22 protein-coding genes are annotated in these 24,578 nt (G+C 58.9%); 8 read left to right on the forward strand and 14 right to left on the reverse strand.

Annotation, left to right across the window (positions count from 1 at the left end; genetic code table 11):
• The first annotated feature begins 5 nt into the window (after positions 1-5).
• Positions 6-3,461, forward strand: a complete 3,456-nt coding sequence (gene mfd / locus ACR0I7_RS03710; RefSeq protein WP_480508544.1) for a transcription-repair coupling factor — start codon at positions 6-8, stop codon at positions 3,459-3,461.
• On the opposite strand, the gene ACR0I7_RS03715 is transcribed toward mfd, so the two are convergent.
• The 5 genes from ACR0I7_RS03715 to ACR0I7_RS03735 form a co-directional block, all read right to left on the reverse strand.
• Positions 3,458-4,111, reverse strand: a complete 654-nt coding sequence (locus tag ACR0I7_RS03715) for an SH3 domain-containing protein (protein ID WP_480508546.1) — start codon at positions 4,109-4,111, stop codon at positions 3,458-3,460. The two genes, mfd and ACR0I7_RS03715, sit on opposite strands and share 4 nt — an antisense overlap.
• Positions 4,108-5,772 carry a hypothetical protein gene (locus ACR0I7_RS03720; protein WP_480508548.1) on the reverse strand — a complete coding sequence of 555 codons (1,665 nt, stop codon included), beginning with the start codon at positions 5,770-5,772 and terminating at the stop codon, positions 4,108-4,110. The genes ACR0I7_RS03715 and ACR0I7_RS03720 overlap by 4 nt, the downstream gene beginning before the upstream one ends.
• A 58-nt stretch (positions 5,773-5,830) precedes the next feature.
• Complete coding sequence (locus tag ACR0I7_RS03725) at positions 5,831-7,039, reverse strand: multidrug effflux MFS transporter (protein WP_480508550.1); 1,209 nt, start codon at positions 7,037-7,039, stop codon at positions 5,831-5,833.
• Between the two features lie 76 nt (positions 7,040-7,115).
• Positions 7,116-7,775, reverse strand: a complete 660-nt coding sequence (locus tag ACR0I7_RS03730) for a DsbA family oxidoreductase (RefSeq protein WP_480508552.1) — start codon at positions 7,773-7,775, stop codon at positions 7,116-7,118.
• On the reverse strand, positions 7,772-9,289 hold the full coding sequence (locus ACR0I7_RS03735) for a class I adenylate-forming enzyme family protein (RefSeq protein WP_480508553.1): 1,518 nt from the start codon (positions 9,287-9,289) through the stop codon (positions 7,772-7,774). The genes ACR0I7_RS03730 and ACR0I7_RS03735 overlap by 4 nt, the downstream gene beginning before the upstream one ends.
• A gap of 64 nt (positions 9,290-9,353) precedes the next feature.
• On the opposite strand from ACR0I7_RS03735, the gene ACR0I7_RS03740 reads away from it, so the two are divergent.
• Positions 9,354-9,977: a helix-turn-helix domain-containing protein gene (locus ACR0I7_RS03740; RefSeq protein WP_480508555.1), complete on the forward strand. Its 624-nt coding sequence runs from the start codon at positions 9,354-9,356 to the stop codon at positions 9,975-9,977.
• Here the strand turns inward: ACR0I7_RS03740 and ACR0I7_RS03745 are convergent.
• From ACR0I7_RS03745 to ACR0I7_RS03765, 5 genes are all read right to left on the reverse strand, one after another.
• Positions 9,974-10,201, reverse strand: coding sequence for a hypothetical protein (locus tag ACR0I7_RS03745; RefSeq protein WP_480508557.1), 228 nt, complete (start codon positions 10,199-10,201; stop codon positions 9,974-9,976). The two genes, ACR0I7_RS03740 and ACR0I7_RS03745, sit on opposite strands and share 4 nt — an antisense overlap.
• A gap of 192 nt (positions 10,202-10,393) precedes the next feature.
• On the reverse strand, positions 10,394-11,053 hold the full coding sequence (locus ACR0I7_RS03750) for an aquaporin (protein ID WP_480508559.1): 660 nt from the start codon (positions 11,051-11,053) through the stop codon (positions 10,394-10,396).
• Complete coding sequence (locus tag ACR0I7_RS03755; RefSeq protein ID WP_480508561.1) at positions 11,050-11,526, reverse strand: arsenate reductase ArsC; 477 nt, start codon at positions 11,524-11,526, stop codon at positions 11,050-11,052. The genes ACR0I7_RS03750 and ACR0I7_RS03755 overlap by 4 nt, the downstream gene beginning before the upstream one ends.
• Before the next feature lie 32 nt (positions 11,527-11,558).
• Positions 11,559-12,383 (reverse strand): arsenate reductase/protein-tyrosine-phosphatase family protein, encoded by an 825-nt coding sequence (locus tag ACR0I7_RS03760; protein ID WP_480508563.1) that lies wholly within the window; start codon positions 12,381-12,383, stop codon positions 11,559-11,561.
• 32 nt (positions 12,384-12,415) lie between these two features.
• Positions 12,416-14,242, reverse strand: a complete 1,827-nt coding sequence (locus ACR0I7_RS03765) for an extracellular solute-binding protein (RefSeq protein ID WP_480508565.1) — start codon at positions 14,240-14,242, stop codon at positions 12,416-12,418.
• A gap of 323 nt (positions 14,243-14,565) precedes the next feature.
• On the opposite strand from ACR0I7_RS03765, the gene ACR0I7_RS03770 reads away from it, so the two are divergent.
• A complete protein-coding gene (locus tag ACR0I7_RS03770; protein WP_480508567.1) occupies positions 14,566-15,339 on the forward strand; it encodes a 3-hydroxybutyrate dehydrogenase in 774 nt (257 codons plus the stop codon).
• 24 nt (positions 15,340-15,363) lie between these two features.
• Positions 15,364-16,395, forward strand: coding sequence for a patatin-like phospholipase family protein (locus ACR0I7_RS03775; RefSeq protein WP_480508569.1), 1,032 nt, complete (start codon positions 15,364-15,366; stop codon positions 16,393-16,395).
• Here ACR0I7_RS03775 and ACR0I7_RS03780 read toward each other — a convergent pair whose 3' ends face one another.
• The 3 genes from ACR0I7_RS03780 to ACR0I7_RS03790 form a co-directional block, all read right to left on the reverse strand.
• Positions 16,396-17,073, reverse strand: a complete 678-nt coding sequence (locus ACR0I7_RS03780; RefSeq protein ID WP_480508571.1) for a DUF502 domain-containing protein — start codon at positions 17,071-17,073, stop codon at positions 16,396-16,398.
• A gap of 73 nt (positions 17,074-17,146) precedes the next feature.
• Positions 17,147-18,061: a pseudouridine-5'-phosphate glycosidase gene (locus ACR0I7_RS03785; RefSeq protein ID WP_480508573.1), complete on the reverse strand. Its 915-nt coding sequence runs from the start codon at positions 18,059-18,061 to the stop codon at positions 17,147-17,149.
• Entirely contained in the window at positions 18,058-18,951 is an 894-nt protein-coding gene (locus ACR0I7_RS03790; protein ID WP_480508575.1) for a PfkB family carbohydrate kinase, read from the reverse strand. Before ACR0I7_RS03790 ends, ACR0I7_RS03785 begins: the two co-directional genes overlap by 4 nt.
• A 167-nt stretch (positions 18,952-19,118) precedes the next feature.
• On the opposite strand from ACR0I7_RS03790, the gene ACR0I7_RS03795 reads away from it, so the two are divergent.
• Positions 19,119-20,252, forward strand: a complete 1,134-nt coding sequence (locus tag ACR0I7_RS03795; RefSeq protein ID WP_480508577.1) for a HupE/UreJ family protein — start codon at positions 19,119-19,121, stop codon at positions 20,250-20,252.
• Here ACR0I7_RS03795 and ACR0I7_RS03800 read toward each other — a convergent pair.
• Complete coding sequence (locus ACR0I7_RS03800) at positions 20,249-20,869, reverse strand: thiamine phosphate synthase (protein WP_480508579.1); 621 nt, start codon at positions 20,867-20,869, stop codon at positions 20,249-20,251. The two genes, ACR0I7_RS03795 and ACR0I7_RS03800, sit on opposite strands and share 4 nt — an antisense overlap.
• Before the next feature lie 154 nt (positions 20,870-21,023).
• Here ACR0I7_RS03800 and ACR0I7_RS03805 point away from each other — a divergent pair, with 154 nt between their 5' ends.
• The 3 genes from ACR0I7_RS03805 (at position 21,024) to ACR0I7_RS03815 (ending at position 24,450) form a co-directional block, all read left to right on the forward strand.
• Positions 21,024-21,767, forward strand: a complete 744-nt coding sequence (locus ACR0I7_RS03805; protein WP_480508580.1) for an RNA methyltransferase — start codon at positions 21,024-21,026, stop codon at positions 21,765-21,767.
• Between the two features lie 62 nt (positions 21,768-21,829).
• Complete coding sequence (gene ctaA, locus ACR0I7_RS03810; RefSeq protein ID WP_480508582.1) at positions 21,830-22,975, forward strand: heme A synthase; 1,146 nt, start codon at positions 21,830-21,832, stop codon at positions 22,973-22,975.
• A gap of 5 nt (positions 22,976-22,980) precedes the next feature.
• A complete protein-coding gene (locus ACR0I7_RS03815) occupies positions 22,981-24,450 on the forward strand; it encodes a carboxypeptidase M32 (protein ID WP_480508584.1) in 1,470 nt (489 codons plus the stop codon).
• The last annotated feature ends 128 nt before the right edge of the window (positions 24,451-24,578 follow it).

The following is a 24,578-nucleotide window of genomic DNA, read 5'->3' on the forward strand; positions in this document are numbered from 1 at the left end:
AAACGATGACGGTTCCGAACCACGTGACAGTTGGCGGTGCCCCTGAAGGGTTTGATGCACAGCTGGTCCTGAACGAGATTGCTCGTTCAGGTGGGCCCGTTTGCCATGTCGCGCGCGATGACAAACGGATGGAGGCGATGCGCGCCGCGCTGGCCTTTTTCGCACCGGACATGCCCGTCATTGTCTTTCCTGGCTGGGACTGTCTGCCTTACGATCGCGTGTCGCCGAACGCCGATATCGCGGCGGCGCGGGTCTCGACCCTGGCGGCGCTGGTGCATCAGATGCCGAAGCAATTTGTGCTGCTGACAACTCTGAACGCGGCTACGCAGCGGGTTCCGGCGCGCGATGTCCTGCGCGAGGCGGCGTTTACGGCGCGTGTCAATCATCGGGTTGATGAAACTGCGCTGCGGACATTTCTGGTTCGGATGGGCTTTACCCAAAGCCCGACGGTGATGGAGCCCGGTGACTATGCCATCCGCGGCGGCATCATCGACATCTTTCCCCCCGGCGAATCCGGCCCCGTGCGGCTGGACCTATTCGGCGATGTGCTGGACGGCGTGCGCAGGTTCGATCCCGTGTCGCAACGCACAACCGAGAAACTGGACGTGATCGAGTTGGCCCCAGTGTCCGAGGTCATTCTGGATGAGGCCGCGATTACCCGATTTCGTCAGAATTATCGCATCGAATTTGGCGCGGCGGGCACGGATGACCCTCTGTACGAGGCGGTCAGCGCGGGTCGCAAGCATCAGGGCGTGGAACATTGGCTGCCCTTCTTCCATGAAAAGCTTGAGACCCTGTTCGACTATCTGCCGGATGCAGCAATTTCGCTGGATGATCAGGTCACGCCAGCCCGGTTGGCCCGGTGGGACAGTATCGAAGATCAGTACGAAACGCGGCGGCTGGCACTGGAAAACCGTTCGCGTATGGATACGATCTACAAGCCAACGCCGCCGGCCTTATTGTATCTGGACGATGCCGCATGGGAGCGGGCCGTCGACGGCCGCCGCGTTTTGCAATTCAGCCCGCTGCCACAGGCCAGTGGCCCCGGCGTGATCGATGCGGGCGGGCGGATCGGGCGCAATTTTGCCCCCGAACGCCAGCAGGAAAGCATCAGCCTGTTTGGGGCATTGGCGGATCATATCAAAGGCAAGCTGGATAAGGGTCCGGTTCTGATCGCCTCGTATTCCGAGGGCGCACGCGAACGTCTGACCGGCCTGATTGAGGACGAAGGGCTGGCCGAGGCGATACCCATCACCGACGGTGCGCGGTTGGGCAAACGCGGGCTTCATCTGGCGGTCTGGGCACTGGAACACGGGTTCGAAACCCCCGATCTGACGGTGATTGCTGAGCAGGACGTTTTGGGCGATCGCCTGATCCGCCAACCCAAGAAACGCCGCAAGGCCGAGAATTTCCTGACCGAGACCCAATCGCTCAGCCCTGGTGATCTGATTGTGCATGTCGACCACGGCATTGGTCGGTACATGGGGATGGAGGTGGTGACGGCTGCCGGTGCTGCGCATGAATGTCTGCTGCTGGAATATGCCGAACAGTCCAAGCTGTACCTGCCAGTCGAAAACATCGAATTGCTGTCCAAATACGGTCACGACGAAGGGCTGCTGGACCGTCTGGGTGGCGGCGCATGGCAGGCAAAAAAGGCGAAGCTCAAGGAACGTATCCGCGAAATGGCGGACAAGCTGATCCGCATCGCGGCCGAGCGCGCCTTGCGCAAGGCTCCGGTCATGAATCCACCGCCACATGCTTGGGAAGAGTTCAGCGCGCGGTTCCCGTATCAGGAAACCGACGATCAGCTGCGCGCGATTTCCGAAGTGATGGAGGACATGCATTCCGGTGCGCCAATGGATCGTTTGATTTGCGGCGACGTCGGCTTTGGCAAGACCGAGGTCGCCATGCGCGCGGCCTTTGTCGCGGCGATGTCTGGGGTGCAGGTTGCCGTTGTGGCGCCAACGACCTTGCTAGCGCGCCAACATGCGGCGTCTTTCAAAGAACGCTTCCGGGGCTTCCCGCTGGAGGTGCGACAGCTCTCGCGCTTTGTCTCAACCAAAGAGGCGCAACAAACACGGGACGGGTTGGCGCGTGGTACGGTGGATATCGTGGTTGGCACACATGCGCTGCTGGCCAAGGGCATTCGGTTCAACAATCTGGGCCTGCTGATCATCGATGAAGAACAGCATTTCGGCGTAGGTCACAAAGAGCGGCTGAAGCAGCTGCGCAGCGACATTCATGTGCTGACGCTGACTGCAACGCCAATTCCCCGGACCTTACAACTCTCGCTTACTGGTGTGCGCGATCTGTCGATCATCGGCACACCGCCTATCGACCGTCTGGCGATCCGCACCTATGTCAGCGAATTTGACGCGGTCACGATCCGAGAAGCCTTGCTGCGCGAGCATTATCGCGGCGGACAGAGCTTTTATGTGGTGCCGCGCATATCGGACCTGCCTGAGATTGAGGAATTCCTGAAAGAACAACTGCCGGAACTGACCTATGTCGTCGCTCATGGTCAGATGGCGGCGGGCGAGTTGGATGACCGCATGAACGCATTCTATGACGGTAAATATGATGTCCTGCTGGCTACGACGATTGTGGAAAGCGGGCTGGATATTCCAACCGCAAACACGATGGTTGTGCATCGGGCGGATATGTTCGGGCTTGCGCAGCTCTATCAGATCCGGGGCCGGGTGGGGCGGTCTAAGGCCCGCGCCTATGCCTATCTGACCACCAAGCCGCGTCAGAAACTGACCGCGACAGCTGAGAAGCGTCTGCGGGTTCTGGGCTCGCTGGATACGTTGGGAGCGGGGTTCACGCTGGCAAGCCAGGATCTTGATATCCGCGGTGCGGGCAACCTGCTGGGTGAGGAACAGTCCGGCCAGATGCGCGATGTGGGCTATGAACTCTATCAATCCATGCTGGAAGAGGCGATTGCCAAGATCAAGGCCGGTGAAATGGAGGGGCTCAGCGATGCGGATGACCAATGGGCCCCGCAGATCAACCTCGGCGTACCGGTTCTGATCCCGGATGATTATGTGCCCGATCTGGATGTCCGTCTTGGTCTGTATCGCCGCCTGTCCTCACTCTCGACCAAGGTCGAGCTTGAGGGGTTTGCCGCGGAACTGATCGACCGGTTTGGCACGCTGCCGAAAGAGGTCAACACCCTGATGCTGGTCGTGCGCATCAAGGCGATGTGCAAACGGGCCGGGATTGCCAAGCTGGATGGCGGACCCAAAGGCGCCACGATCCAGTTTCACAATGACAAATTCGCATCGCCGCAAGGGCTGGTTGAATTCATCCAGAACCAGAATGGACTGGCCAAGGTCAAAGACAACAAGATCGTTGTCCGCCGCGACTGGAAGAAAGACAGTGACAAGATCAAGGGCGCGTTCGCAATTGCCCGCGATCTGGCCGAGAAAGTGATGGCCGCGAAGAAAAAGACCAGCGCCTAGTCGCCAGTGACAAAGGTGCAAAGCTGCCAGTCACCGCTCTGGGATTTTGTAAAGGCGGCGCGATAGCCGACCATGGACCAGAGGTAGTCGCTGGACATGTACCCGCGCGTTCCATCGGTCAGCCGAACCAGCTGATACGCAGCCTCGGCTTTATAGTCCGGAATGATGACGACCTCATGGCTGATCTGCGCCAGCGCGGGTTCTGTGCGCGCCGGTCCGTTGCGCAGCGTGACATTCTGCCCGGTGACATAATAGGCAGTGAAGGGATCAAGCGAGGCTGGCAGCGTGAGTTTCCACTGATAGGGCATCCAGAACTCACCCTCATCGTCAAAATACCCCGGCTGAGACAGCGTTTCTTCTAATGCGGCCCAATAGGCGTCGCGGATGTCGTCCGGGGTATCTGATGCCTGCGTGAGATTGGCCTCAAGCTCAGCAGGTCCGCCCGAACCGCCGTGGCTGAGATAAATGTCAGGGCAGCTCAGGGCGACAATGCTGTCGACATCGCGTGCGGCAACATGCGTCAGCAGTTCGGTTCTGAAGGCCCGCAACGACGGGTCCCGGACCGCTTCGTCAACCGGAGCAAAGCTCTGCCGGTCGGCCTGTGCAGCGGTGGTGAACAGGGTGGTCAAAACCAAAGTGGCGTATTTCATTCGGCAGCCTTCATTGCGGCTTGCGCGCAGAAGCACGAGGCACCAACCGCCCGGTCGGCGCGCGCCAGCGCAAGGTCAAGTCGTTGTTTGATTTGGGTGATCTCGATTGTGTCGTTGCGCGCTTTCAGGCAGTCATACAACCCTTTGAGGCTCCAGACATTGTCGGGATGGATCGACGCGCGGCTCAGCGTTCCGCTAAGCCCCAGATCCTCGCGATAGACGGCCTCGGCCTCATCCACATGCCCCTGTTCGAACAACAGCGCGCCCAACGCATGGCGGGTGGGCTGCATCCAGCCCCACGGTTCGTCATAGGGCAGCGTGTCATCCAGCGTGACCGAGCGGCGCAGATGGGCAAAGGCGATTTCGTAATTGCCCTTGCGGTACTCGATCTCGCCGCGCAGCATTTCGCGAGCGATTTCAAGCAGATCAATAACGCGATTATTGTGCAGCCGCCGTGTTTCGGGCACGCGATCCTTGGCGGCAAGAAACGCTTTTTCTTCCGCTTCGGCGTCGGCGACCTGACCGGTCGCAGCCAGAGCAATGGCGCGCGCGTAGTGGGTGGTCGCCGTCAGGGTACGAAAAAGATCGGGGTCCGCTGGCAACTCCATCGCTTTGGCGTTTTCCCAACGGCCGAACCGGATCAGGATATGCGGACCCATCGACATATAGCTTTCGAAGTAATCCGCCATAGGCGGGCTCTCGATGCGCAGCAGGTCCTCGGGTGTGGTGTCCCAAAGGCCCTGATTGGCGCGCAATGCTGGTTCCATCTGCCCCAGAAACAGAGCGCCATAAAGGGCGAAGTGATAATCGTGCTGACGATATCCGGTGTAGATATTGAACGCGCCTTCGCGCTCATAGTACTTCAGGTCGGCCTCTGTGGCTTTCTCGTTCCAGTGGACGACGTCGTGATAGTGGCCGCAGAGCACGTCGATATGGGTTGGCATATGCACCAGATGGCCCGCGTCCGGCACAAGTGTACGCAGGATATCTCCGGCTCTGAGCGCCTTTTCGGGGGTGGGCGACATCTCCATCAGATGGACGTAGAGATGCAGCAGGCCGGGATGCGTCATCGCGGCTGGTTCATTGGTCATGGCCCATTCCAGCGCCTCTTGGGCCTCAAGCGTTGCAGCGCCGTCAGCCGGTTGGCCGGTTTTCAGATCCCACATCTGCCAGGGGGTCAGGTTCATCAGGGCTTCGACATAGATCGTGCGCAGGTCCAGATGATCCGGCTGTTCGGCGAACGCCGCCCGCATCGCATCGGCAAAGTCGTAGTCCCAGCGGTGCATATCCTCAGCAGGATCCCGCTGTGGATAGCGGGCGGGCAGGGCGCGGATCAGCGCCTGTTCAACGGCGGTGCCGTGCTGTGCCAGCGCAAGCGCCTTTTGAGTGGCGTCGAAGGCGGTGTTTAGCGCTTTGGTCTGGCCATTTTCGTCCCGCAAATCCCAGGGAAGATTATAGTTCGGACCAGCTGCATAAGCGACGCCCCAGTGTGCCATGGCGCAGTCGGGATCATATTCAAGTGCCCGCTCAAAACAGACGACAGCCTCATCATGGTTGTACCCGTAGGTCCATACGAGGCCCCGGTCGAACCATTTCTGTGCGTCAGCCGATGACGTTGTCACCGGGCAGGAATATGTCCCCAGATCATAGTACTCGCCCATCAGAAATCCCCCCAATGACGTCTGGGCAGGTTAGCGCGGTTTGCAGCGTCTGCACAGATCAGGCGGGCAACCGGTTTTCAATGCGGCCCATGTGCAGCATCAATCCGAACCCAAGGATGCACATGATCAGCACGCCTGTGGTCAGAGGCGTAAGTGAGCCGTCAAACAACAGCCCCACCGGTGCCGCTATGGCCGCAGCAAGAACTGTGGCGACCGATCCGATCACCGATGCGGCCATGCCCGCGATATGCCCCATCGGTTCCATCGCGATGGCGTTCAAATTGCCCATCGTCACACCAGCCATGAAGAACACGGTGGTCTGCCAGAACACAAACAATGCAAACGATCCGTTTGGTGAGAGCTCCGCTATATTTAAGGTGATGACAGCTGAGGTGATCAGGATTTGCGCGCCAAGCGCCCATGTAACCATCCTGCGCATACCGACGCGCATAACCAGCGCAGCATTCAGCAAACTCGCAGAACCCGACATGAGCGCGACAAACCCAAACCAGAATGGAAAGCTCTCGGCCCGGTCGTAGATAACGTCATAGACGGGTTGAACCATTGTCAGCATGGTGAAAAGCAATCCCATGCAGAGGGTCTGAACAAAGATCGACAGCCGGACCGTGGGATGTGCAAACATCTCTTTCGTGGCCGCGATCATCAGTGGCAGACGGAAGGGGCGGCGGTTTTCGGGTGCCAGAGACTCGGGCAGCCGAATTCCCATCCAAAAGACCACGATCAAGGCAAACAGGATGAAGGATGCGAACACGCCGCGCCATCCGGCGATTGCAATGACTCCAGCGCCCAGCATGGGTGCAACCGCCGGAACCAGGGTAAAGATCATCATAGCGATCGAGATGATCCGCGCCATTTCGCGACCGGAATACAAGTCACGGATGATTGCCATGGCCACCACGCGGGGGCCTGCGGCCCCCAGCCCCTGAACGATGCGGGCCGCAAGAACTAGTTCTAGCGAAGAACTTGCCCATGCTACGGCAGACGCCAGAATATAGAGAGCTGCACCGACGAATATGACCGGTTTGCGCCCGAACGCGTCAGAGAGAGGCCCGGTAAAGAAGGTCCCGATACCCATCCCAAGCACGAAGGATGTCAGGATCAGTTGGGCCCTGTTGACGTCATCGGGGCTGAGCTGCGCGCCAATCTCGGGAAGGGCGGGCAGCATTGAATCAATCGAAAATGCAATCGTGGCGAACATCATTGCGATCAACGCAATGAACTCCGGCCGGGACACACGGTTGGCCATAAAAATGCTCCTTACCCACTCGCGCTATCATGGCTGAGCGGGTTGAGCCAGATGGGAAAATGCACAGAACTATGTGCTATTCTGCAGGGGATGCATCAATTTGAGACATGATCTCATCAATCACTTTCGCCCATAATTCAGGGGGTTGCGCGCCGGGGACAGCGTGTTGATTGGCAACGATGTATGTGGGCACAGAACTGACCCCCATCTCGCGAGAGTGGCCGTCACGGGTGCGGATGTCTTCGCGGTCAGCATCAGATTTCAGCAGTTTCAGCACGACGGCCGCATCCATGCCCGCGCTGTCCGCTATGTCCGCCAGAACCTCGTGTGCCCCTATATCGCGGGCCTGAACGAAATATGCATCAAACAAAGCGTCAACAACGGCGTTTTGCTTGCCTTCGATTCCGGCCCAATGGATCAGCCGGTGCGCGTCCAACGTATTTGGTGTGCGCTTCATCCCCTCAAAGTCGATCTTGAGCCCGGCGTTTTCGGCGTGTTCAACCACCGGAGCATAGGCCCGCACGGCACCATCTTTTCCGCCAAACTTGCGTTCGAGATATTCGCGCCGATCCATACCAGCATCCGGCATGTCCGGGTTCAGTTGAAATGGATGCCACTCAATCACAAAAGGGTGGTTCGGTACCTTGGACAAGGCTTTGTCCAGATGGGTCTTGCCGATATAGCACCAGGGGCAGATCGGGTCGGACATGATGTCGAGCTTGACGGATTGTGTCATTCGGACGGAGCCTTGAAATAGGCCGGCAATGCGCGGCGCAGGAGTTTACCGTTCCCGCCGGTCGGCAGGGACGAAAGGTAGACAAAGACGCGCGGTTGTTTGTATCGCGCCAGATTTTCTTCGACATAGGATTGCAAAACCGCTTCGTCCAGTTTTTCCGGCCCGGTGTAAAAGGCTGCGATCACAAATGTGTCTTGCTTAACCTCAACAGCGGCTGCCCCGACTTGCGAAATGCCTGGCAGGCGAGACAGCGCTGCCTCGACCTCGACTGGTGAAACTCGGTAGCCGCCCGCGTTCATCATGTCGTCGTTGCGGCCGAGATAGGTAATTTGCCCATCGCGGTCCATCGTTCCCTGATCCCCGGTCAGGAACCAGTCGCCCTGCATCCGGGCCTGTGCCTCGTCCGGAGCATTCAGATAGGTCAGCATCAGGCCGGGGTCGGATTTATGGATGGCAATTGTCCCCTCGGTGTCCAATGGCACCGGGCCATCTGGTCCGAGAATTGCAAGGCGGCGTCCCTGTTGTGGCCGACCCAGGCTGTTGCCCTGCACAGGCCGATCCGGACAGGCGGAAATGAAGGTTGAACACTCGGACATACCATAAGCTTCATAAAGCTCGGTATGCGTCGCCCGCGTCCAGCGCTCATGCAGATGCCGCGAGAGTTTTTCGCCCGCGCACAGCCCATGGCGCAGATCTGGAAGTGCTATATCGCCGACGTCCTGCAGCATCTTGCGAAATACGCCGGGCGCGGCGGCAAAGATCGTCGCGCGATGTTGGCGCAGCAGATCGGGAAGTGCCGAAATGTCTGTCCCCGGTTCCGGGATCAGTGAGGTCGCACCGATCGCCCAGGGGTCCATCAGCCCTGTACCCAATGTGTAGGTCCAGTTGAACGCGCCGGCATGGCATAGGCGGTCAGTGGCGCGCAGTCCGTACCACCCGTCGACCATCATCTGCCGTGCCCAGATTGCACGATGGGCATGGGCCACGGCGCGCGGCTTACCCGACGTGCCTGAGGTATAGACCACATAGGCCAGCCTGTCAGGATCACCCATGTCATAGGGGGCGGCGGGCAGCTCTCGCATCCCAAGAAGGTCGCGCAGGCCGATCTCTTTCGGGTGTGGCGCACACGCGACTTTAGGGTCCCGCAACACTGCTGCGGGTGCAAGTTCTGCGATAATCGATGCCGTCTCGGGCTCGGTCAGCTGCGATGAGCTCGGGACGGGCACAAGGCCCACCGCGATGGCCCCCAGATATGCGATCGGAAAATCCACCGTGTTCCCGAGGCGCATGAGGACAAGATCCCCCGGTTGCAATCCAGCCCTGAGAAGGCCTGTGCCGGTACCAAGAACCGCATTTCGCAGGTTGGCATAAGTCCAGTCCTCGTGGCCCGTCCGCCCCAGTACTGAGAGCGCAACTTTGCCTGAACGGTCATGGGCATGACGCAATACATGCGCGGCCAGATTGAACGGCGCCGGGCACGGTGGCGGAGGACCCTGGTCAAATATGGATAACATGCGAACTGGCTACCGTTGCGCAAGTCGCGTTGCAAGCTCCGGTCGCTACCCCTATAGAAAGATCATGACGAAACGCGATCACAAGTCCATCGTCCGCATCGCGCGAGACAATGGTGTCCAAACCGAGTTGGAGCCCGTCGATCTGGGCGCCCGTGTGCGTGAGTTGCGCAAGGCACGTAGTTGGACGCTAGAGCAGGCCGCCAATCAGGCAGGGCTGGCGCGATCCACGCTCAGCAAGATCGAAAATGGTCAGATGTCGCCGACTTATGATGCGCTCAAGAAACTTGCGACAGGTCTTGAAATCTCGGTTCCGCAGCTGTTTACACCCCCAGAACGCGAGCAGGTCATTGGCCGAATGGCGGTCACCAAGGTCGGAACCGGGACGGCACATGCAACTGCGACGTATGAACATGAACTGCTTGCCGAAACCCTGACACAAAAGCAGATGCTGCCATATCGTGCGCGCGTCCGGGCGCGTTCGATGGAAGAATTCGATGGCTGGGTGCGCCATGACGGCGAAGAGTTCATGTATGTCCTGACAGGCGTGGTTCGCCTATACACTGAATTCTATGAGCCGGTTGAGATGCGTAGGGGCGACAGCGCATATTACGATGGCAGCATGGGACACAACGTGGTGTCCGTCAGCGATGAGGATGCGACCATCCTCTGGGTCACGTCCCTTACCTAGCGGCTGGCCAGTTCGCGGTTCAGCCCCTCTGTAAAGAGAAAATCCTCGACCTCTTCTCTGGCCTCATTGACGGTCAGATGATGGCGTTCGGCCAGATAGGCTTCGAACTGTTGCCGGTTTGTGGTGACGCGCGACATGTCTCGGTCGCGCAGGTTTGGAAAACGGCGTTTTGCGCGCGCGTAAGACTCACTCCAATTGTGCGTCAAATCAGTCCAGTTCAGCATCTCCGAGCTTCCCATTTGTTCAGGTTTCAGGTCCGCTCTCCCCTCGAGTAGGGTGATTGGAGATGGGCGACCTGATGACATGACAAAATGTCGCACCCTTACGTGACGTAATATGCTGTCCAAAGCGCCCGTTGCGGAGCTCCCGCAACGGGCTGACGGACCTGCGTTTTGGAGTGAGTGGCGGCCGGTCCGTTATTCTTCGTGTCTGAAGAGCCAATTCAGGACTATGTGCCCTATAAATACAGCAATAATCTGCATCGCAATGAACATCAGTATATGCGTAGGGTATATGCCGGCGAAGGTATCCGTAAACCCCCTTGCGATGGTGACGGCGGGGTTCGCAAAACTTGTGGATGATGTGTACCAGTAGGCGCCGGTGATATAGAGCCCTACTAGGGCTGGTACGGTATCAGGTTTGTGCCGAATTCCGCCGAAAATCACGAATAGCAGGCCGAGGGTCGCGATGATTTCGGAAAACCACTGATGCGAACCCGTGCGATGCAGCGTTTCCGAGGTCTGTAGAATCGGTAGGTCGAACATGTAATGGGAGGCCCAAACGCCGGCGATGCCGCCCGCGATTTGTACAATCATATAGGGGGCGACGGCGCGCCATGGGTGTTCGCCACGCAGCGCAAAGGCCAGGGTCACCGCTGGATTGAAATGCGCACCCGAAACCGGGCCCAGTGTTGTGATGATTGCATACAGCATACAGCCGGTGGCGATCGCATTGGCGAGCAATGCAAGCGCGATGTTGTCCCCCGACAGGGTCTGCGCCATGATCCCCGATCCCACGACGCCGATCAGCAGAAAGGCGGTGCCCAGGAACTCGGCAAAGTAGTGGCGCGCGTTCATGGCATCTCTCCGATGCGTTTGAGCTGCGCTGTCAGTTCCTTGCTGTCCATGGTTTCAAAAGGCAGGTCCATTAGTGCCGCCGCGCGCCGACCCAGAATGTCATAGGCGGTGCGAAACGCCTGATCCCAATCTGTCTCGGTCGCCGCGGCGGGGTCTTCGACGCCCCAATGGGCCCGGACCGGTGCGCCGGGCCAAACGGGGCAGGTTTCCTCGGCAGCAGAGCCACAAACGGTTATGACCATGTTCATCTCGGGCGCTGTATCCGGGGCGAACTCATCCCAGCTTTTCGACCGGGCGTCCGAGATGCTGTGCCCTTCGGCCTGCAACAGTGTCAGGGACTGGGGATGGACCTTGCCGGTTGGATTTGACCCGGCCGAGTAGGCCCGAACGCGTCCGCCGCTTGTGTGGTTGAAGATCGACTCAAGAAGAATGGACCGGGCAGAGTTTCCGGTACACAGAACCAGTATGTTCATCTGTATGTCCTTGGATATGGAGGGGAGGTGGATCAGCCGCTCATGCGACCGATGTCATCGACTTTGTGTTGCAGGGAAATGCGGTCGAGTGTTTCCAGCGGAAGGCTGACAAACGCGGTGATACGGTTGCGCAGCAGGCCATAGGCCTGTTGAAAGGCCAGGTTTCGTTGCGCGTCCGTGCCCTGGGCTTTGACGGGATCGGCCAGACCCCAATGAGCGCTCATCGGCTGTCCGGGCCATGCGGGGCAGGCCTCGTTCGCCGCATGATCGCAAACGGTGAACACAAAATCCATCTGAGGGGCATCCGGTGCCGAGTATTCGCTGACCGTTTTTGAACGCAGCTCGGAGGTGTCGTAACCTTTCTGCTGTAGCAGCTTGATCACCTCGAAATTGGGGGCGTCCGATGGTGCGGTGCCGGCCGAATAGGCCCGGAACATGCCTTTGCCTTCTGCGTTCAGAATGGCTTCGGCCATGATCGACCGGGCAGAGTTGCCGGTGCAGATGAACAGGGCATTCAAAACGCGGTCAGGGTTGGCCTTGATCGGAGCTTTGGAAGGGCTCAAGCAAAGGTCTGGCCGGTTCTGGCAACACTCGCCCAGCAGCTGATCAAACAGCGCGCGTACCGCGGGCAGCTTGGCGGTGTATTGCAGCGATGTACCCTGACGGCTCTGTTCGATCAGATCCGCTGCCTTGAGCGCATTGAGATACGTAGAGGTGGTGTTGGCCTTGAGCGACAGCGCCTCAGCAATCTGTCCGGCCGGAACAGGATCGGGATAGCGGCGCATCAGCAGCCGGAACAGATCCAGCCGCTTGGGATGGGACAGGGCGCCGAGCCTGTTGTGAATCTCTATTTCCATATTTCATGAAATATGGAAATAGAGGGTGCGCGTCAATCCTCATACCACCAGACTTGGGGCATATATTCTGGCCCGTCGCCATAGATTGGCAGCCTGACGGGCTGCTTAAGCTCTTTGGCATGGGCAATGCGGCCAACGTCAAAGCTCCAAAGGGGGATCACATAACGACCGGCGGTCAGAATGCGATCGAGGGCACGGGTGGCAGCGACGAAATCGTCGCGACTTTCCGAGGCTAGCATCGCGTCGATCATTCCGTCGACGGCGGGCGAGGTCACGCCCATCAGATTTCGGGTGCCGGGTGTGTCGGCTTTTTCGCTGCCCCAGTACAGGCGCTGCTCGTTACCTGGGGACAAAGACAGAGCGCGGCGGAACGGGGTCATATCGAAATCCAACTCGGTAATCCGAGAGGTGTATTGGGCGTCATCCACCTTGTCGACCGTCAGCTGAATTCCAAGACGCTCGAGCGCTCGGATATATATCTGGGCAATCGAATCGACATTTTGGACAACATTCAATGCGCCCTGACTAATCAGCAATGTAGCGGTGAATGGCTCACCTGCCTCATTCTGCAGTACGCCATCCTGAATTGTCCAGCCTGCCTCGGCCAGCAGCTGTGATGCCTTGCGGAGGTTGGACCGATTCCGCGCGGACCCGTCGCCTTGTGGTGGCTCATATCCTTCGACGGTGCCAGGCAGTAAATCATCCGCATAGGGCTCCAGCAGTTCTGCAACACGGCCTTTAGCCGGGCCGGGCTGCATCGCAAGATCAGAGCCTGAGAAATACGAAGTGATCCGGGGCTGCGCGCTACCAGTGACGGTGTCGTTGATAAATTCAAAGTTAAAGGCAAGTGTCAGAGCCTCGCGCACACGCCAATCGTCGAATGGCGCTTTGCGCGTGTTCATGACAAAGCCCGTCATACCCGATGGCTTGCGATGAGGAATCTCGGTTTTGATTACATCGCCGCGTTGGATCGACGGAAAATTGTATTGCGTCGCCCACTTGTCGGCGTTGAATTCGCGCACGGCGGTCAGTTCTCCGGCTTTGAAGGCTTCGAACAGAACCGTGCCGTCGCCGTAGAATTCCAGACGCATATTGTCGAGATTCATTGTCCCGCGCCGAAAGGGGATATCTTCGCCCCAATAGTCGGGGTTGCGGCGCAGGTTTACAAAGCGGCCAGCCTCATAGTCATCGATTACATAAGGCCCTGTGCCAACCGGGATTTCGTGCAGGGGGGCATTGGCGAAATCTTTGCCGTCCCATTGCGATTTCTTCAGGATCGGACGCAGGCCTGCGATCAAGGCAAGCTCGCGATCAGGTTCTTTAAACGTGATTCGGACCGAGCGCTGACCCGTCTGTTCGATGCTGTCGATCTTGGACCACAGACCGCGATAGCGTAGGTGCCCTTCGGTCCCGAGAATCTCATACGACCAGATCACATCGTCCACGGTGACCGGATCGCCATCCGAGAATTTGGCATCTTCGCGCAGCGTAAATTCGACCCAGGATCGGTCTGGCGCAGTCTCAACTGATTCGGCTAACAGCCCGTAAAGCGTGAAAGGCTCGTCCCAGGAGCGGCCCATCAGCCCCTCATGTGTCCAAAACCGCAACTGCCAAGGAACGGTGCCTTTTTGCACGAAGGGGTTTAAGCTGTTATAGCCACCGGTATTTCCAAAAACGGCGTTGCCACCTTTGGGTGCATCCGGATTGGCATACGGAAGAGACACAAAATCCGGTGGTAGGGCGGGGTCGCCATACATAGCTATGCCATGTGACGATTCTGCATGTGCTATCGAGACGGCAAAAATAGCGGCGATTCCCGTGATCATCGTGCGAAACGGGTTGGGATAATACTGGCTCATTTTGGAAACAATCCTGCTCTGGCCTTATTTTGTTGGGATTCACCGTACCGATGATTTTTCTTATTATCAAACTTTTAGCTTGGATGAGTGCAAGGAATTGCTTATAAAGGTTGCACTGCTCGATAGGTTTCTTGCCTGTATGAAACCTGCCTCAATAACTTAACGCCCGCTTCGCGCGGGCGTTTTTTTCTGCCCGCACTTCATTGGATCACAGCGCGCCGGCGAAGACTGGCATGATCTGCAACTGCATGCGTTTCCCCATTTATTTCGCAGGTGCAGCATGGCAGTGTGTGATCAAATTATAGATCACTGGGAGAGCTGACATGACGCTGTCGGGCAAAACTGCCATCGTAACGGGTTCGAATTCCGGCATTGGTTTGGGCGTGGCACGGGAACTTGCCAAGGCTGGGGCTGACGTGGTGCTAAACTCGTTCACAGATCGTGACGAGGACCACGCGCTAGCGGCAGAGGTCGCGCGCGAGACCGGAAGCAATGTGCGGTACATCAAGGCCGACATGTCCAAAGGCGACGAATGTCGCAACCTGATCGAGCAGGCCGGGGCCTGCGATATTCTTGTCAACAATGCGGGCATTCAACATGTCGCCCCTATCGATCAATTTCCGGTCGAGAAATGGGACGCGATCATCGCGATCAATATGAATTCAACCTTTCATACGATGGCTGCTGCGCTGCCGATGATGCGCAAGGCGGGGTGGGGCCGTATCGTGAATATTGCCTCGGCGCATGGTTTGACCGCATCCCCTTTCAAAGCGGCCTATGTGGCGGCCAAGCATGGGGTGGTCGGTATGACCAAGACAGTGGCGTTGGAAACCGCCCCAGAGCCGATCACCTGCAACGCGATTTGTCCCGGCTACGTTCTGACGCCGCTTGTCGAGGCGCAAATTCCCGACACGATGAAAGAATACGACATGAGCCGTGAGGACGTGATCAAGAACGTCATGCTCGAACGGCAACCTTCGAAAGAGTTCGCCACCGTAGAGCAACTGGGCGGAACAACAGTGTTCCTGTGTTCGGCCGCGGCGACCCAGATCACCGGCACAACCATATCGGTTGACGGCGGCTGGACCGCGCTTTGATCCCAGTTCGGTGAGAAAAGGGGCATGACGGTGAAACGGATCAATCTGGCATTGCAGGGCGGTGGCGCGCATGGGGCCTTTACTTGGGGCGTGCTGGATCGCCTGCTGGACGAACGGGACCTTGAGGTTGCAGCGATCACCGGTACCTCCGCCGGGGCACTGAATGGTGCGGCTTTCAAATCTGGCATGGTAAATGCCGGGCGCGAGGGTGCGCGCGCTGCGCTGGATGGTTTGTGGAAACGCATGGGGGCCGTCGGCGACATGCGTTTGGCCAACTGGATGAGCGGCATAGAGCCTGCCCAGATTGCGCAGGCGATGGAATACTCGCTGCCATTCTCGGTTGCGGATACGTGGTCGCGTATGGTGTCTCCCTATTCCTATGGCCCGTTTTACCGAAATCCGCTGACGCCGGTCGTGGACCGTTTCAACTTTGACGAGGTTTGCGCTGATGAAGGCCCGCAGCTGTTTGTCTGCGCGACCTGTGTGCGCAGCGGCAAGATTCGAGTGTTTACCGGCGAGGAGGTCTCGACTGATGCTATTCTGGCGTCGGCCTGCCTGCCCAACCTGTTTCAGGCGGTTGAGATCTACGATCCCAAAACCGAACGGATTGAGGCCTATTGGGACGGAGGATATACCGGAAACCCGGCGCTGTACCCGCTGTTCAACGGAGATTTGCCGGACGATGTGGTCATCGTGAATATCAACCCGCTGGAACGAGATGAGGTGCCGAAAACACCACAACAGATACAGAACCGGATCAATGAGATCAGCTTTAACTCGTCGCTGTTCCGAGAGCTAAGGGCGATCAATTTCGTGCAGCGCCTGCTGGCCGAGGGCAAGCTGAAGGCGGGCGAAATGAACCGGGTTCTGGTACATATGATTGCCGATAATGAGCTGATGAACAGCCTGTCGGTTGCAACCAAGACCGTGCCCAACCCTGTCATATTGCACAAGCTCAAGGCTGCCGGGCGCGAGGCTGCTGATCAGTTCCTGAGCCAGTACAAGGACGATCTGGGCGAGAAAAGCACCGTTGATCTGCCAGCGATGTTCGGCTGACTATTCGGGTGGCTGGGTTGGGTCCTTGTCATTGGGATAGACAAGCCCGGCTGAGATCACCAGCTTGGCCGCCTCTTCAATGGTCATATCCAGCAAAATGACGTCTTCCGCCGGAAAGAACAGTAGAAAACCGGATGTTGGGTTTGGAGTTGTGGGGACAAAGACACTGAGCAACTCGCCACCGGTTTCGGCGCGCTCGCTGACCTCTCCTCGGGCTGTTGTCGAAACAAAACCTATCGCCCAGATACCGCGGCGAGGATATTGGATAAGGCACGCCTTTTCAAAAGATCGTTCGGTCTGGGCAAAAACGGTCTCGGATATCTGTTTGATCCCAGAATAGACTGAGCGCACCACCGGCATCCGGTCAACCAAGCTTTCGCCGAAATGAATAAGCGAACGTCCCAGAATGCCCTTGGCGACCCATCCAACCAGAATGGTAAAGATCAGAAAGATGACGACGCCAACGCCACGAAGGTTGATACCCACATACTGTTCAGGCTGAAACTGTTGGGGAACCAACGGCAACACGGCGCTGTCGATCCAGCCCACAACCGACCAGATCAGCCAGACGGTCAGCCAGACCGGCGCAATGACAACGATGCCGGTCAGAAACGACGCGCGAAGCCGGGACAGCAGGCCAGGGCGGCGATGGGGTTCTTCGTCAAATGGTGTATTCATTGCGGATCCGGGCAGTTTGCGGATTTAGTTAAGTAGTCCGGGGCGTTGGTACAATAGTTTATTCCCGGAACTCCTATTGGGCTGCATCTGCCAAAGCACGCGCAATACCGGCGGCCAGACGCGCATTGTTCCTTACAAGCGCAATATTGGCGGTCAACGAGCGGCCCTTGGTCTGTTCATAAATCCGCTGCAACAGGTAGGGCGTGACCGCTTTGCCGGTGATCCGGTGCGCGTCGGCATCTGCCTGCGCCGAGGCGATGATCGGCGCCAGTTCCTCGCTTGGGATTTGATCCGCCGCGGGGATGGGGTTTGCGATCAGCTGCCCCCCGGGCAGGCCAAGGGCGCGCCGGGTTGCATGGGCTCGCGCGATCTCGGTCGCGCTGTCCATGCGGAGCGGAGCCGCATAGGGTGATTTCGATGACCAGAATGCCGGAAACTCTGATTGACCATGAGCGATGACCGGAACGCCCAGCGTTTCAAGCACTTCCAGCGTTTTTGCCAGATCAAGGATCGCCTTGGCACCCGCTGCAACTACCGTAACGGGCGTTTGCGCCAGTTCGTGCAGATCCGCAGAAATGTCAAACGAAGTTTCCGCGCCCTGATGTACGCCGCCAATACCGCCGGTGGCAAAAACCTCGATCCCGGCAAAACGGGCGGCGATCATGGTGGCCGCAACGGTGGTCGCTCCGGTGCCGCCAGTTGAGATACAGGCGGCCATGTCCGCGCGCGAGATTTTTGCGACGCCCTGCGCCTGTCCCAACTCTTGCAGCTGATCGGCCTCTAGCCCCACATGCAGCTTGCCTTTGATCACGGCCATTGTCGCCGGAACAGCGCCCGCATCACGGATGTCCTGTTCGACCTGGGCTGCGACCTCAATGTTTTGCGGGTAAGGCATGCCATGGGTGATGATTGTGCTTTCCAGCGCAACGATGGGCTGGCCCGCATCTTTGGCGGCGCGAACTTCGGCGGAGTATTGAATGTCGATCACAGTGGAGTTTCTCCGGAAACATAGGTTGCGGCGGCGTGCAGCGCGCGGCTGAGCGCCGTTTCGTGGTCTGCGCCATTAGCTTCGGCGGCGATATGGGCCGCCATGAATGTATCACCTGCGCCGGTCACGCGCGTGACAAGCACGGAAGGCGGTGTTTGCGTCAGGATGTCGTCTGCAGTGCCGATCGTTGCCGAGTTGCCACCGTCGGTGACCAAAACCCGCAGCGCGCCGCGTTCCAGCAGGCCTTTGGCGGCTGTCTCAGAATCGGGAAACTCGCATTGGCACAGCAAGCCGGCCTCTTCGAGATTAACATACAGGGTGGCACGGGCGTGTTTGAGGAAGGGAAGCAGGCGCTCTGCCTTGCCCGGAGACGCAGGGGCTACCCGCAGGTCAGCCTTGGCAAAGGCGGGGCTTTGCGCGATCTCTTCCAGCAGATCGAGTGTCAGGTTGCCATCAAGCGCGATCAGCCCGTCGAAGGGCGTGTTCTCATATCCGAGCGGGCCGTGCATCAGCGGCCGGAGAATCTTGGCACCGGCGGCCTCCAGCGAGTGCGCGTCTGCGATGGCCGCGATCAGACCATTGGCACCTTCGACCGCCATATAGCGATCTGTTGGCAAATCCTGCGAGCGGTAGATGTGTTCGGTCACCATGCCCAAACGCGTACAGGCATGGACCAGTTCGTCGCCTTCGGGGTCACGTCCGATGGCCGTTAGCAGTGTGGGGGCCATGCCAAAACGCACAAGCGTCATGGCGATGTTCATGGCCACGCCGCCGGGCAGGCGGGTGATGCGCCCCGGCACATCCGAGCCCTGGCGCATGTGGCTGGCAGAGCGACCGACAACGTCCCAAAGAACAGAGCCGATGCATAGAATTTCGCTGGTTTGAGTCATGTGGTTGTCATGCCGCAGCCCCGCTGCGCGCGCAAGTCAGTTGATCGCCTTCAGCAACAATTCGGCAACGCGGCCCCGGATTTGCCTTTGGACTTGCCAATGGGTCCTATCGATTGAACACTAAAGGCAATGATTTTTCTGTTCTCGTCTTTCATGGTCAATCGCGTATGAAAAGCAATTTCGCTTCGGCAGTTTTTCATCGCTTGTGTCTGTTTCTGTCGCTGATCATCGCGGTGCTGACCTTGGGGTCATCGCCCGGAATGGCTCAGCCCGCTGAGCCAACGATCATGGATTTCCGGGTCAGCGACAATACACTGTTTTTGGACATCACTCTGAATGCGGAGGCTGCAATCGCCGGTGTCGATCCGTCGGGCAGCTCTGCCTCTGCTCAGTATCAAAAACTGCGCAGGCTGGTCTCAAGCGAGTTGGAGCCTGAATTGCATGACTTCATCCGTTCATGGTCGGACACGTTGGGCGTTGAGGTCGGTGGGCCGGTTGAACTGGCCTATGAGGGCGCGCGCATTCCGGTTGTGGGCGATCCCAACACAGCCCGTATGTCACATGTTTTGCTGGCCGGAGACATCCCCGATGGCGCGGGCAGCCTGCGCCTGACATGGCCCGCAGGGCTGGGGGCCGTTGTGCTGCGGCAGCAAGGGGTCGATGCGCCATATACCGGGTATCTTGAGGAGGGTCAGACAAGCCCTCTGATCCCGCTGCAAGGCGGCGCAGGTCTGGATGCCGCGCAAACGCTTGAGGCGTTTTTTCCCAAGGGGATCAGCAGCATAATCCCTGCAGGTCCTCAGCAGGTTTTGTTTGCACTGGCCGTGCTGTTTCTGTCCGCCAGGCTGCGGGCAGTCGTCAGTCAGATGTTGGTGCTGTCAGTGGGTCTGACACTCTCGCTCGTTTTGGGGGCGATGGGCGTCTTCAATGTGCAACAGACGACAGTTGCACAGTTGGTACCGGCCTCGATCGTTGTACTGGCGGTGTGGAACCTGTTTGCGCGCAAGGCGGGTTTTCTGCGTCTGCTGGCGGTTTTTCTGGCGACGCTGCCGCAGGGGATGGCGCTGTCTCACACGCTGTCCGGGATCGGCATCCCGCCCGATCGGGTCCCGCCCGCGATATTGGGCTATCTGGCGGGTGCGTTGTTGGTCTTGTTGGCAGTCATGATTGCGACCTCAGCCCTGACCATCGTGTTGTCGCGCAATTCGTATCGCTATCGAGGCCGGATATCCGTTCTGGCCTCTATGATGATTGCGCTGGTTGGACTATACTTGAGCGCTGCGGCTTTGCTGCCGCTTTAGCCCATTGCGGCGCGTAGGACGTTCAGCGCAGCAAGCGGGTTTTCGGCTGACCAGATCTCATCCCCGATCCCAAAGAAATCCGTACAGGGGGCAAGGGCTTTGACGATCTCAGGCGTAAGACCGCCCTCGGCCACCACCGGAACTTCAATCATCTCTGACCACCATTGGAACAAATCCCGCTCGGCCAGAGTGCCATCGCCCAAAGACGCATTCCCGACCGGACCAAAGGCGACATAGTCAACGCCTGCTTCGCCCGCGGTCATGCCGTCATGGCTGGAATTGCCGCAGAAACTGCCAACGATGGCGTCGGCCCCAAGCTCTTTGCGCGCAGCCCTGACCGAGCGGGCAGCGTCATCCAGATGCACGCCGTCCAGACCCAGACGTTGCGCCAGCAAGACATGGTTGGAAATCACCAGCGCCACATCCCGCGCATGTGCCACCTCGCGGCAGGCATCTGCGGCGCGCGCAATCGCGTCTTCGTCGCTTCCGGCCAGCGCCAGCCGAACACACGCGATCTCTGCCCCGTCCAGAACCTGAGCCAACTGGTCCGGGAACTTGCTCAGCTCGATCGTTGGCGGGCTGATCAGATAGATTTGCGGCTGCTCGGGGGTGTCCATTGGCGCGTCCTTCGGCTTGCGGTCTTTCGCGCGGTTTAGCGGATTGCGGGCGGGAAGCAAACTTTTATACCCGTCCGTGCGGGTTTTCGCACCGGCAATGGCTTGCTCTGCGGGAACGTGCGGATTAGAGCAGGCGGAAGTTTCGGAGTCTCTCATGCCCAGCGATAAATCCCAGCCGTCCTTTGTGCTTGTGCGCCCGCAGATGGGCGAAAACATCGGTGCCGCCGCTCGGGCGATGTGGAATTTCGGACTGGACCGGATGCGGATCGTGGCCCCTCGGGACGGGTGGCCCAACCCCAAGGCGGTGGCGATGTCCAGCGGGGCAGGGCGTCTGCTGGACGAGGCGCAGCTGTGCAATGATCTGGCGGGGGCCCTGTCGGATACCACCTTTGTCTTTGCCACCACGGCGCGGCAGCGTGGGTTGACCAAACCGGTCTACAGCCCCGAGCGTGCCATGCAGATCGCCGCCGAAAAGGTCGCGGCAGGCGAGCGGGTGGCCGTTCTGTTCGGCCCGGAACGCGCCGGGCTTGAGAATGAAGATATCGCCAAGGCCAACGCCATCATCTCCGTCCCGGTGAACCCTGAATATGCCTCGCTGAACCTCGGGCAATGTGTTCTGCTGACTGCCTATGAGTGGATGCGGCAATCCGGTGACGTGGTGCATGAGGCAACCGATCTGGGCAAAGGCGATTGGGCCACAGGCATCGAAGTCGAAAAGCTGGTCGAGCATTATGAGGATCGGCTGGACGAGGCGGGTTTTTTCTATCCCCCCGAAAAAGCCGAAGGGATGAAGACCAATCTGCGCAACTTGTGGTCGCGGATGCGGATGACACGGGCAGATGTGCAGATGCTGCACGGGGTTATGCGTCAGATGGTCCGCTGGAAGGACCGGGGCTGAGGCTGGACCTTGCGCCCCCTTCGCCCTAGCTTGCGACGAAATTGAAGGCACATGAGGACAGCATGAGCGGTAAGCGCAGCATCTTCGAAGAAGTCTCGGACAACGAAAAGCAGCAGACGGTTCAACCTGGTATGATCGACCGGGGGCGCGGCGGGGCACGGTCTTTGATCCGTGCCTGGCTGATGATCTTGTTTGCGCTGGTTGTCGTGATGATCGCCGTGGGTGGGCTGACACGTCTGACAGATAGCGGCTTGTCGATCACCGAGTGGCGTCCGATCACCGGAGCCATCCCCCCGATGACCGAAGCGGATTGGCAAGCCGAGTTCGGCAAATACAAAGAGATCGACCAGTGGCGCATCCAGAACCAGTGGATGGAGCTGAATGACTTTAAATTCATCTACTGGTGGGAATGGGGTCATCGTCAGCTGGGCCGCGTGATTGGTCTGGTCTGGGCGCTGGGGTTCTTTGGCTTTCTTGTTGCGCGCAAGATACCGGCTGGCTGGACCGGGCGCTTGCTGATCCCCGGCGTGCTGGGGGGGATGCAGGGTGCTGTGGGCTGGTGGATGGTCGCCTCGGGTGTGACGCAGGGCGAGGGCATGATAGCCGTTGCCAGCTACCGTCTGGCGGTGCATCTGGGGCTGGCCTTTGTCATTCTGGGATATCTTGCGTGGTATATCTTTACGCTGGGCCGCGAAGAGCGGGACCTGATGCAGGCCCGACGCGCGAAAGAGGCCAAGCTGTTCTCGCTGTCGACCGGACTGTTGCATTTTGCCTTTTTGCAAATCCTGATCGGTGCGCTGGTTGCTGGTATTGATGCCGGGCGCTCGTATACCGACTGGCCGTTGATCGGGGGGCAATTGCTGCCGCCTGATGCCACAATGCTGGAACCGATGTGGCGAAACTTTTTTGAAAGCCCGGGTCTTGTGCAGTTCATCCATCGCTGTGCCGGATATCTGCTGTTCATCTTCGCAGTTGTCGTCTGGCGCCGTGGCGGGACAAGCGCTCATCCCCAGACCCGTTTTGCCTTCAACGCGGCCTTTGCAGCGCTGTCGCTGCAGGTTGTGGTGGGCATTGCAACCGTGGTCTATGGCGCGCCGTGGCAGATCGCGATTTTCCATCAATTCATGGCGGTGGTTGTGTGGACGCTGATCCTGCGCGCACGTTTTCTGACCGCTTATCCTATTGCAACCTCGCTGCGCGGAGCATGACTGAAATGACAGTATTTGAAGAACTGATGGCCTATCAGCGCGAAACCTCTGCCCTGGGGCAGATTGCAGGTCGCTTGGGCTGGGATCAGGAAACCATGATGCCCCGCGGTGCCGCCCCGCAGCGCGCGGAAGAAATGGCCGCGATCGAGGCCGTGCTGCACGCCCGCCGGTCAAACCCGCAGGTTGCCGACTGGCTGGACCGGGCCGAGATCACAGGGGAGGCTGCACAGGCGCAGCTACGCGAAATCCGTCGCGCTTACGAGCGGTCGGTGAAGGTGCCGGCTGATCTGGCCAAGGCCATCGCGCGGGTGACCTCGACCGCGCAGGGGCAATGGGCGCAGGCGCGCGCAGATGAAGACGTTGCCGCGTTTTTGCCGGTGTTGGAAGAAGTGGTCGCGTTGAAACGCGAAGAGGGCGCGGCCCTGGCGCAAGGCGGCGATATCTATGACGCCATGGTCGAGGATTATGAGCCTTATACAACGGGCGCACAGATCGCTGAGATATTCGACCAGATGCGCCCGCGTCTGGTTGCGCTGCGCGCCGCCGTCTTGGATCGGCCCGCGCCGCAGGCGCTTTCGCACAGTTTCGACGAGGCAGACCAGATGCGTCTGTCACAAGAGCTGGCGGTGGCCTTTGGCTATGACCTGAACAAGGGTCGCGTCGACAAGGCAGTGCATCCGTTCAGTTCAGGCAGCGGTTCGGACGTGCGGATTACGACACGGACCAACCTGACCGATCCGTTCAATTGCTTCTACTCGACGATCCACGAAGTAGGTCACGCGGCCTATGAGCAAGGCGTCGATCCGGCCTATGCGCTGACGCCGCTGGGCCAGGGCGTATCGATGGGCGTGCATGAAAGCCAAAGCCGGATTTACGAAAACCAGCTTGGACGCTCGCGCGCCTTTACCGGCTGGCTCTACGGCAGGATGCAGGACGTGTTTGGTGACTTTGGTATTGCAGACGCTGATGCGTTCTATGCAACGGTCAACCGGGTGCATAACGGCTATATCCGGACCGAGGCCGATGAGGTGCAATATAACCTGCACATCATGCTGCGTTTCGATCTGGAGCGCGCGCTGATGGCGGGTGACCTCTCGGTCGGGGATCTTGAGGCCGCCTGGAACGACCGGTTCAAAGCCGATTTCGGTTATGCGGTCGACAAGCCCTCGAACGGGTGTCTGCAGGATGTGCATTGGTCGGTGGGCCTGTTTGGGTATTTCCCGACCTATTCGCTGGGCAATGTCTATGCGGGGTGCCTCTATACCGCGCTGCGTGAGGCCGTCGCTGATCTGGATCAGCAATTGGCACAGGGCGATACCTCTGGTGCGACCGCGTGGCTGCGTGAAAACGTTCAGCGCCATGGCGGGTTGTACGCGCCGCGCGAGGTGATCCGCAACGCAAGCGGGCAGGAGCCTGGCCCCGAGCCGCTGCTCTCCTATCTGGAGGAAAAGTTCGGAGCGCTGTATTCGCTTTGAACCGACGGGCAACCCGATCGTTTTCTTAGAACAAAAAAAAGGCCCGGCATGCATGTTGCCGGGCTTTTTTTTGCGGCAGCGGGAATTTTTCTGTCTCTAGCTCGTATGTTCTGTGTCTGCAGCTTGGC

This window comes from Ruegeria sp. AM1 (assembly GCF_056540745.1).

Excerpts from the sequence above, each read along its gene's own strand:
- mfd (WP_480508544.1), top strand. The coding sequence starts at position 6 with ATGACGGTTCCGAACCACGTGACAGTTGGCGGTGCCCCTGAAGGGTTT.
- ACR0I7_RS03715 (WP_480508546.1), bottom strand. The coding sequence starts at position 4,111 with ATGAAATACGCCACTTTGGTTTTGACCACCCTGTTCACCACCGCTGCA.
- ACR0I7_RS03720 (WP_480508548.1), bottom strand. The coding sequence starts at position 5,772 with ATGGGCGAGTACTATGATCTGGGGACATATTCCTGCCCGGTGACAACG.
- ACR0I7_RS03725 (WP_480508550.1), bottom strand. The coding sequence starts at position 7,039 with ATGGCCAACCGTGTGTCCCGGCCGGAGTTCATTGCGTTGATCGCAATG.
- ACR0I7_RS03730 (WP_480508552.1), bottom strand. The coding sequence starts at position 7,775 with ATGACACAATCCGTCAAGCTCGACATCATGTCCGACCCGATCTGCCCC.
- ACR0I7_RS03735 (WP_480508553.1), bottom strand. The coding sequence starts at position 9,289 with ATGTTATCCATATTTGACCAGGGTCCTCCGCCACCGTGCCCGGCGCCG.
- ACR0I7_RS03740 (WP_480508555.1), top strand. The coding sequence starts at position 9,354 with ATGACGAAACGCGATCACAAGTCCATCGTCCGCATCGCGCGAGACAAT.
- ACR0I7_RS03745 (WP_480508557.1), bottom strand. The coding sequence starts at position 10,201 with ATGCTGAACTGGACTGATTTGACGCACAATTGGAGTGAGTCTTACGCG.
- ACR0I7_RS03750 (WP_480508559.1), bottom strand. The coding sequence starts at position 11,053 with ATGAACGCGCGCCACTACTTTGCCGAGTTCCTGGGCACCGCCTTTCTG.
- ACR0I7_RS03755 (WP_480508561.1), bottom strand. The coding sequence starts at position 11,526 with ATGAACATACTGGTTCTGTGTACCGGAAACTCTGCCCGGTCCATTCTT.
- ACR0I7_RS03760 (WP_480508563.1), bottom strand. The coding sequence starts at position 12,383 with ATGGAAATAGAGATTCACAACAGGCTCGGCGCCCTGTCCCATCCCAAG.
- ACR0I7_RS03765 (WP_480508565.1), bottom strand. The coding sequence starts at position 14,242 with ATGAGCCAGTATTATCCCAACCCGTTTCGCACGATGATCACGGGAATC.
- ACR0I7_RS03770 (WP_480508567.1), top strand. The coding sequence starts at position 14,566 with ATGACGCTGTCGGGCAAAACTGCCATCGTAACGGGTTCGAATTCCGGC.
- ACR0I7_RS03775 (WP_480508569.1), top strand. The coding sequence starts at position 15,364 with ATGACGGTGAAACGGATCAATCTGGCATTGCAGGGCGGTGGCGCGCAT.
- ACR0I7_RS03780 (WP_480508571.1), bottom strand. The coding sequence starts at position 17,073 with ATGAATACACCATTTGACGAAGAACCCCATCGCCGCCCTGGCCTGCTG.
- ACR0I7_RS03790 (WP_480508575.1), bottom strand. The coding sequence starts at position 18,951 with ATGACTCAAACCAGCGAAATTCTATGCATCGGCTCTGTTCTTTGGGAC.
- ACR0I7_RS03795 (WP_480508577.1), top strand. The coding sequence starts at position 19,119 with ATGAAAAGCAATTTCGCTTCGGCAGTTTTTCATCGCTTGTGTCTGTTT.
- ACR0I7_RS03800 (WP_480508579.1), bottom strand. The coding sequence starts at position 20,869 with ATGGACACCCCCGAGCAGCCGCAAATCTATCTGATCAGCCCGCCAACG.
- ACR0I7_RS03805 (WP_480508580.1), top strand. The coding sequence starts at position 21,024 with ATGCCCAGCGATAAATCCCAGCCGTCCTTTGTGCTTGTGCGCCCGCAG.
- ctaA (WP_480508582.1), top strand. The coding sequence starts at position 21,830 with ATGAGCGGTAAGCGCAGCATCTTCGAAGAAGTCTCGGACAACGAAAAG.
- ACR0I7_RS03815 (WP_480508584.1), top strand. The coding sequence starts at position 22,981 with ATGACAGTATTTGAAGAACTGATGGCCTATCAGCGCGAAACCTCTGCC.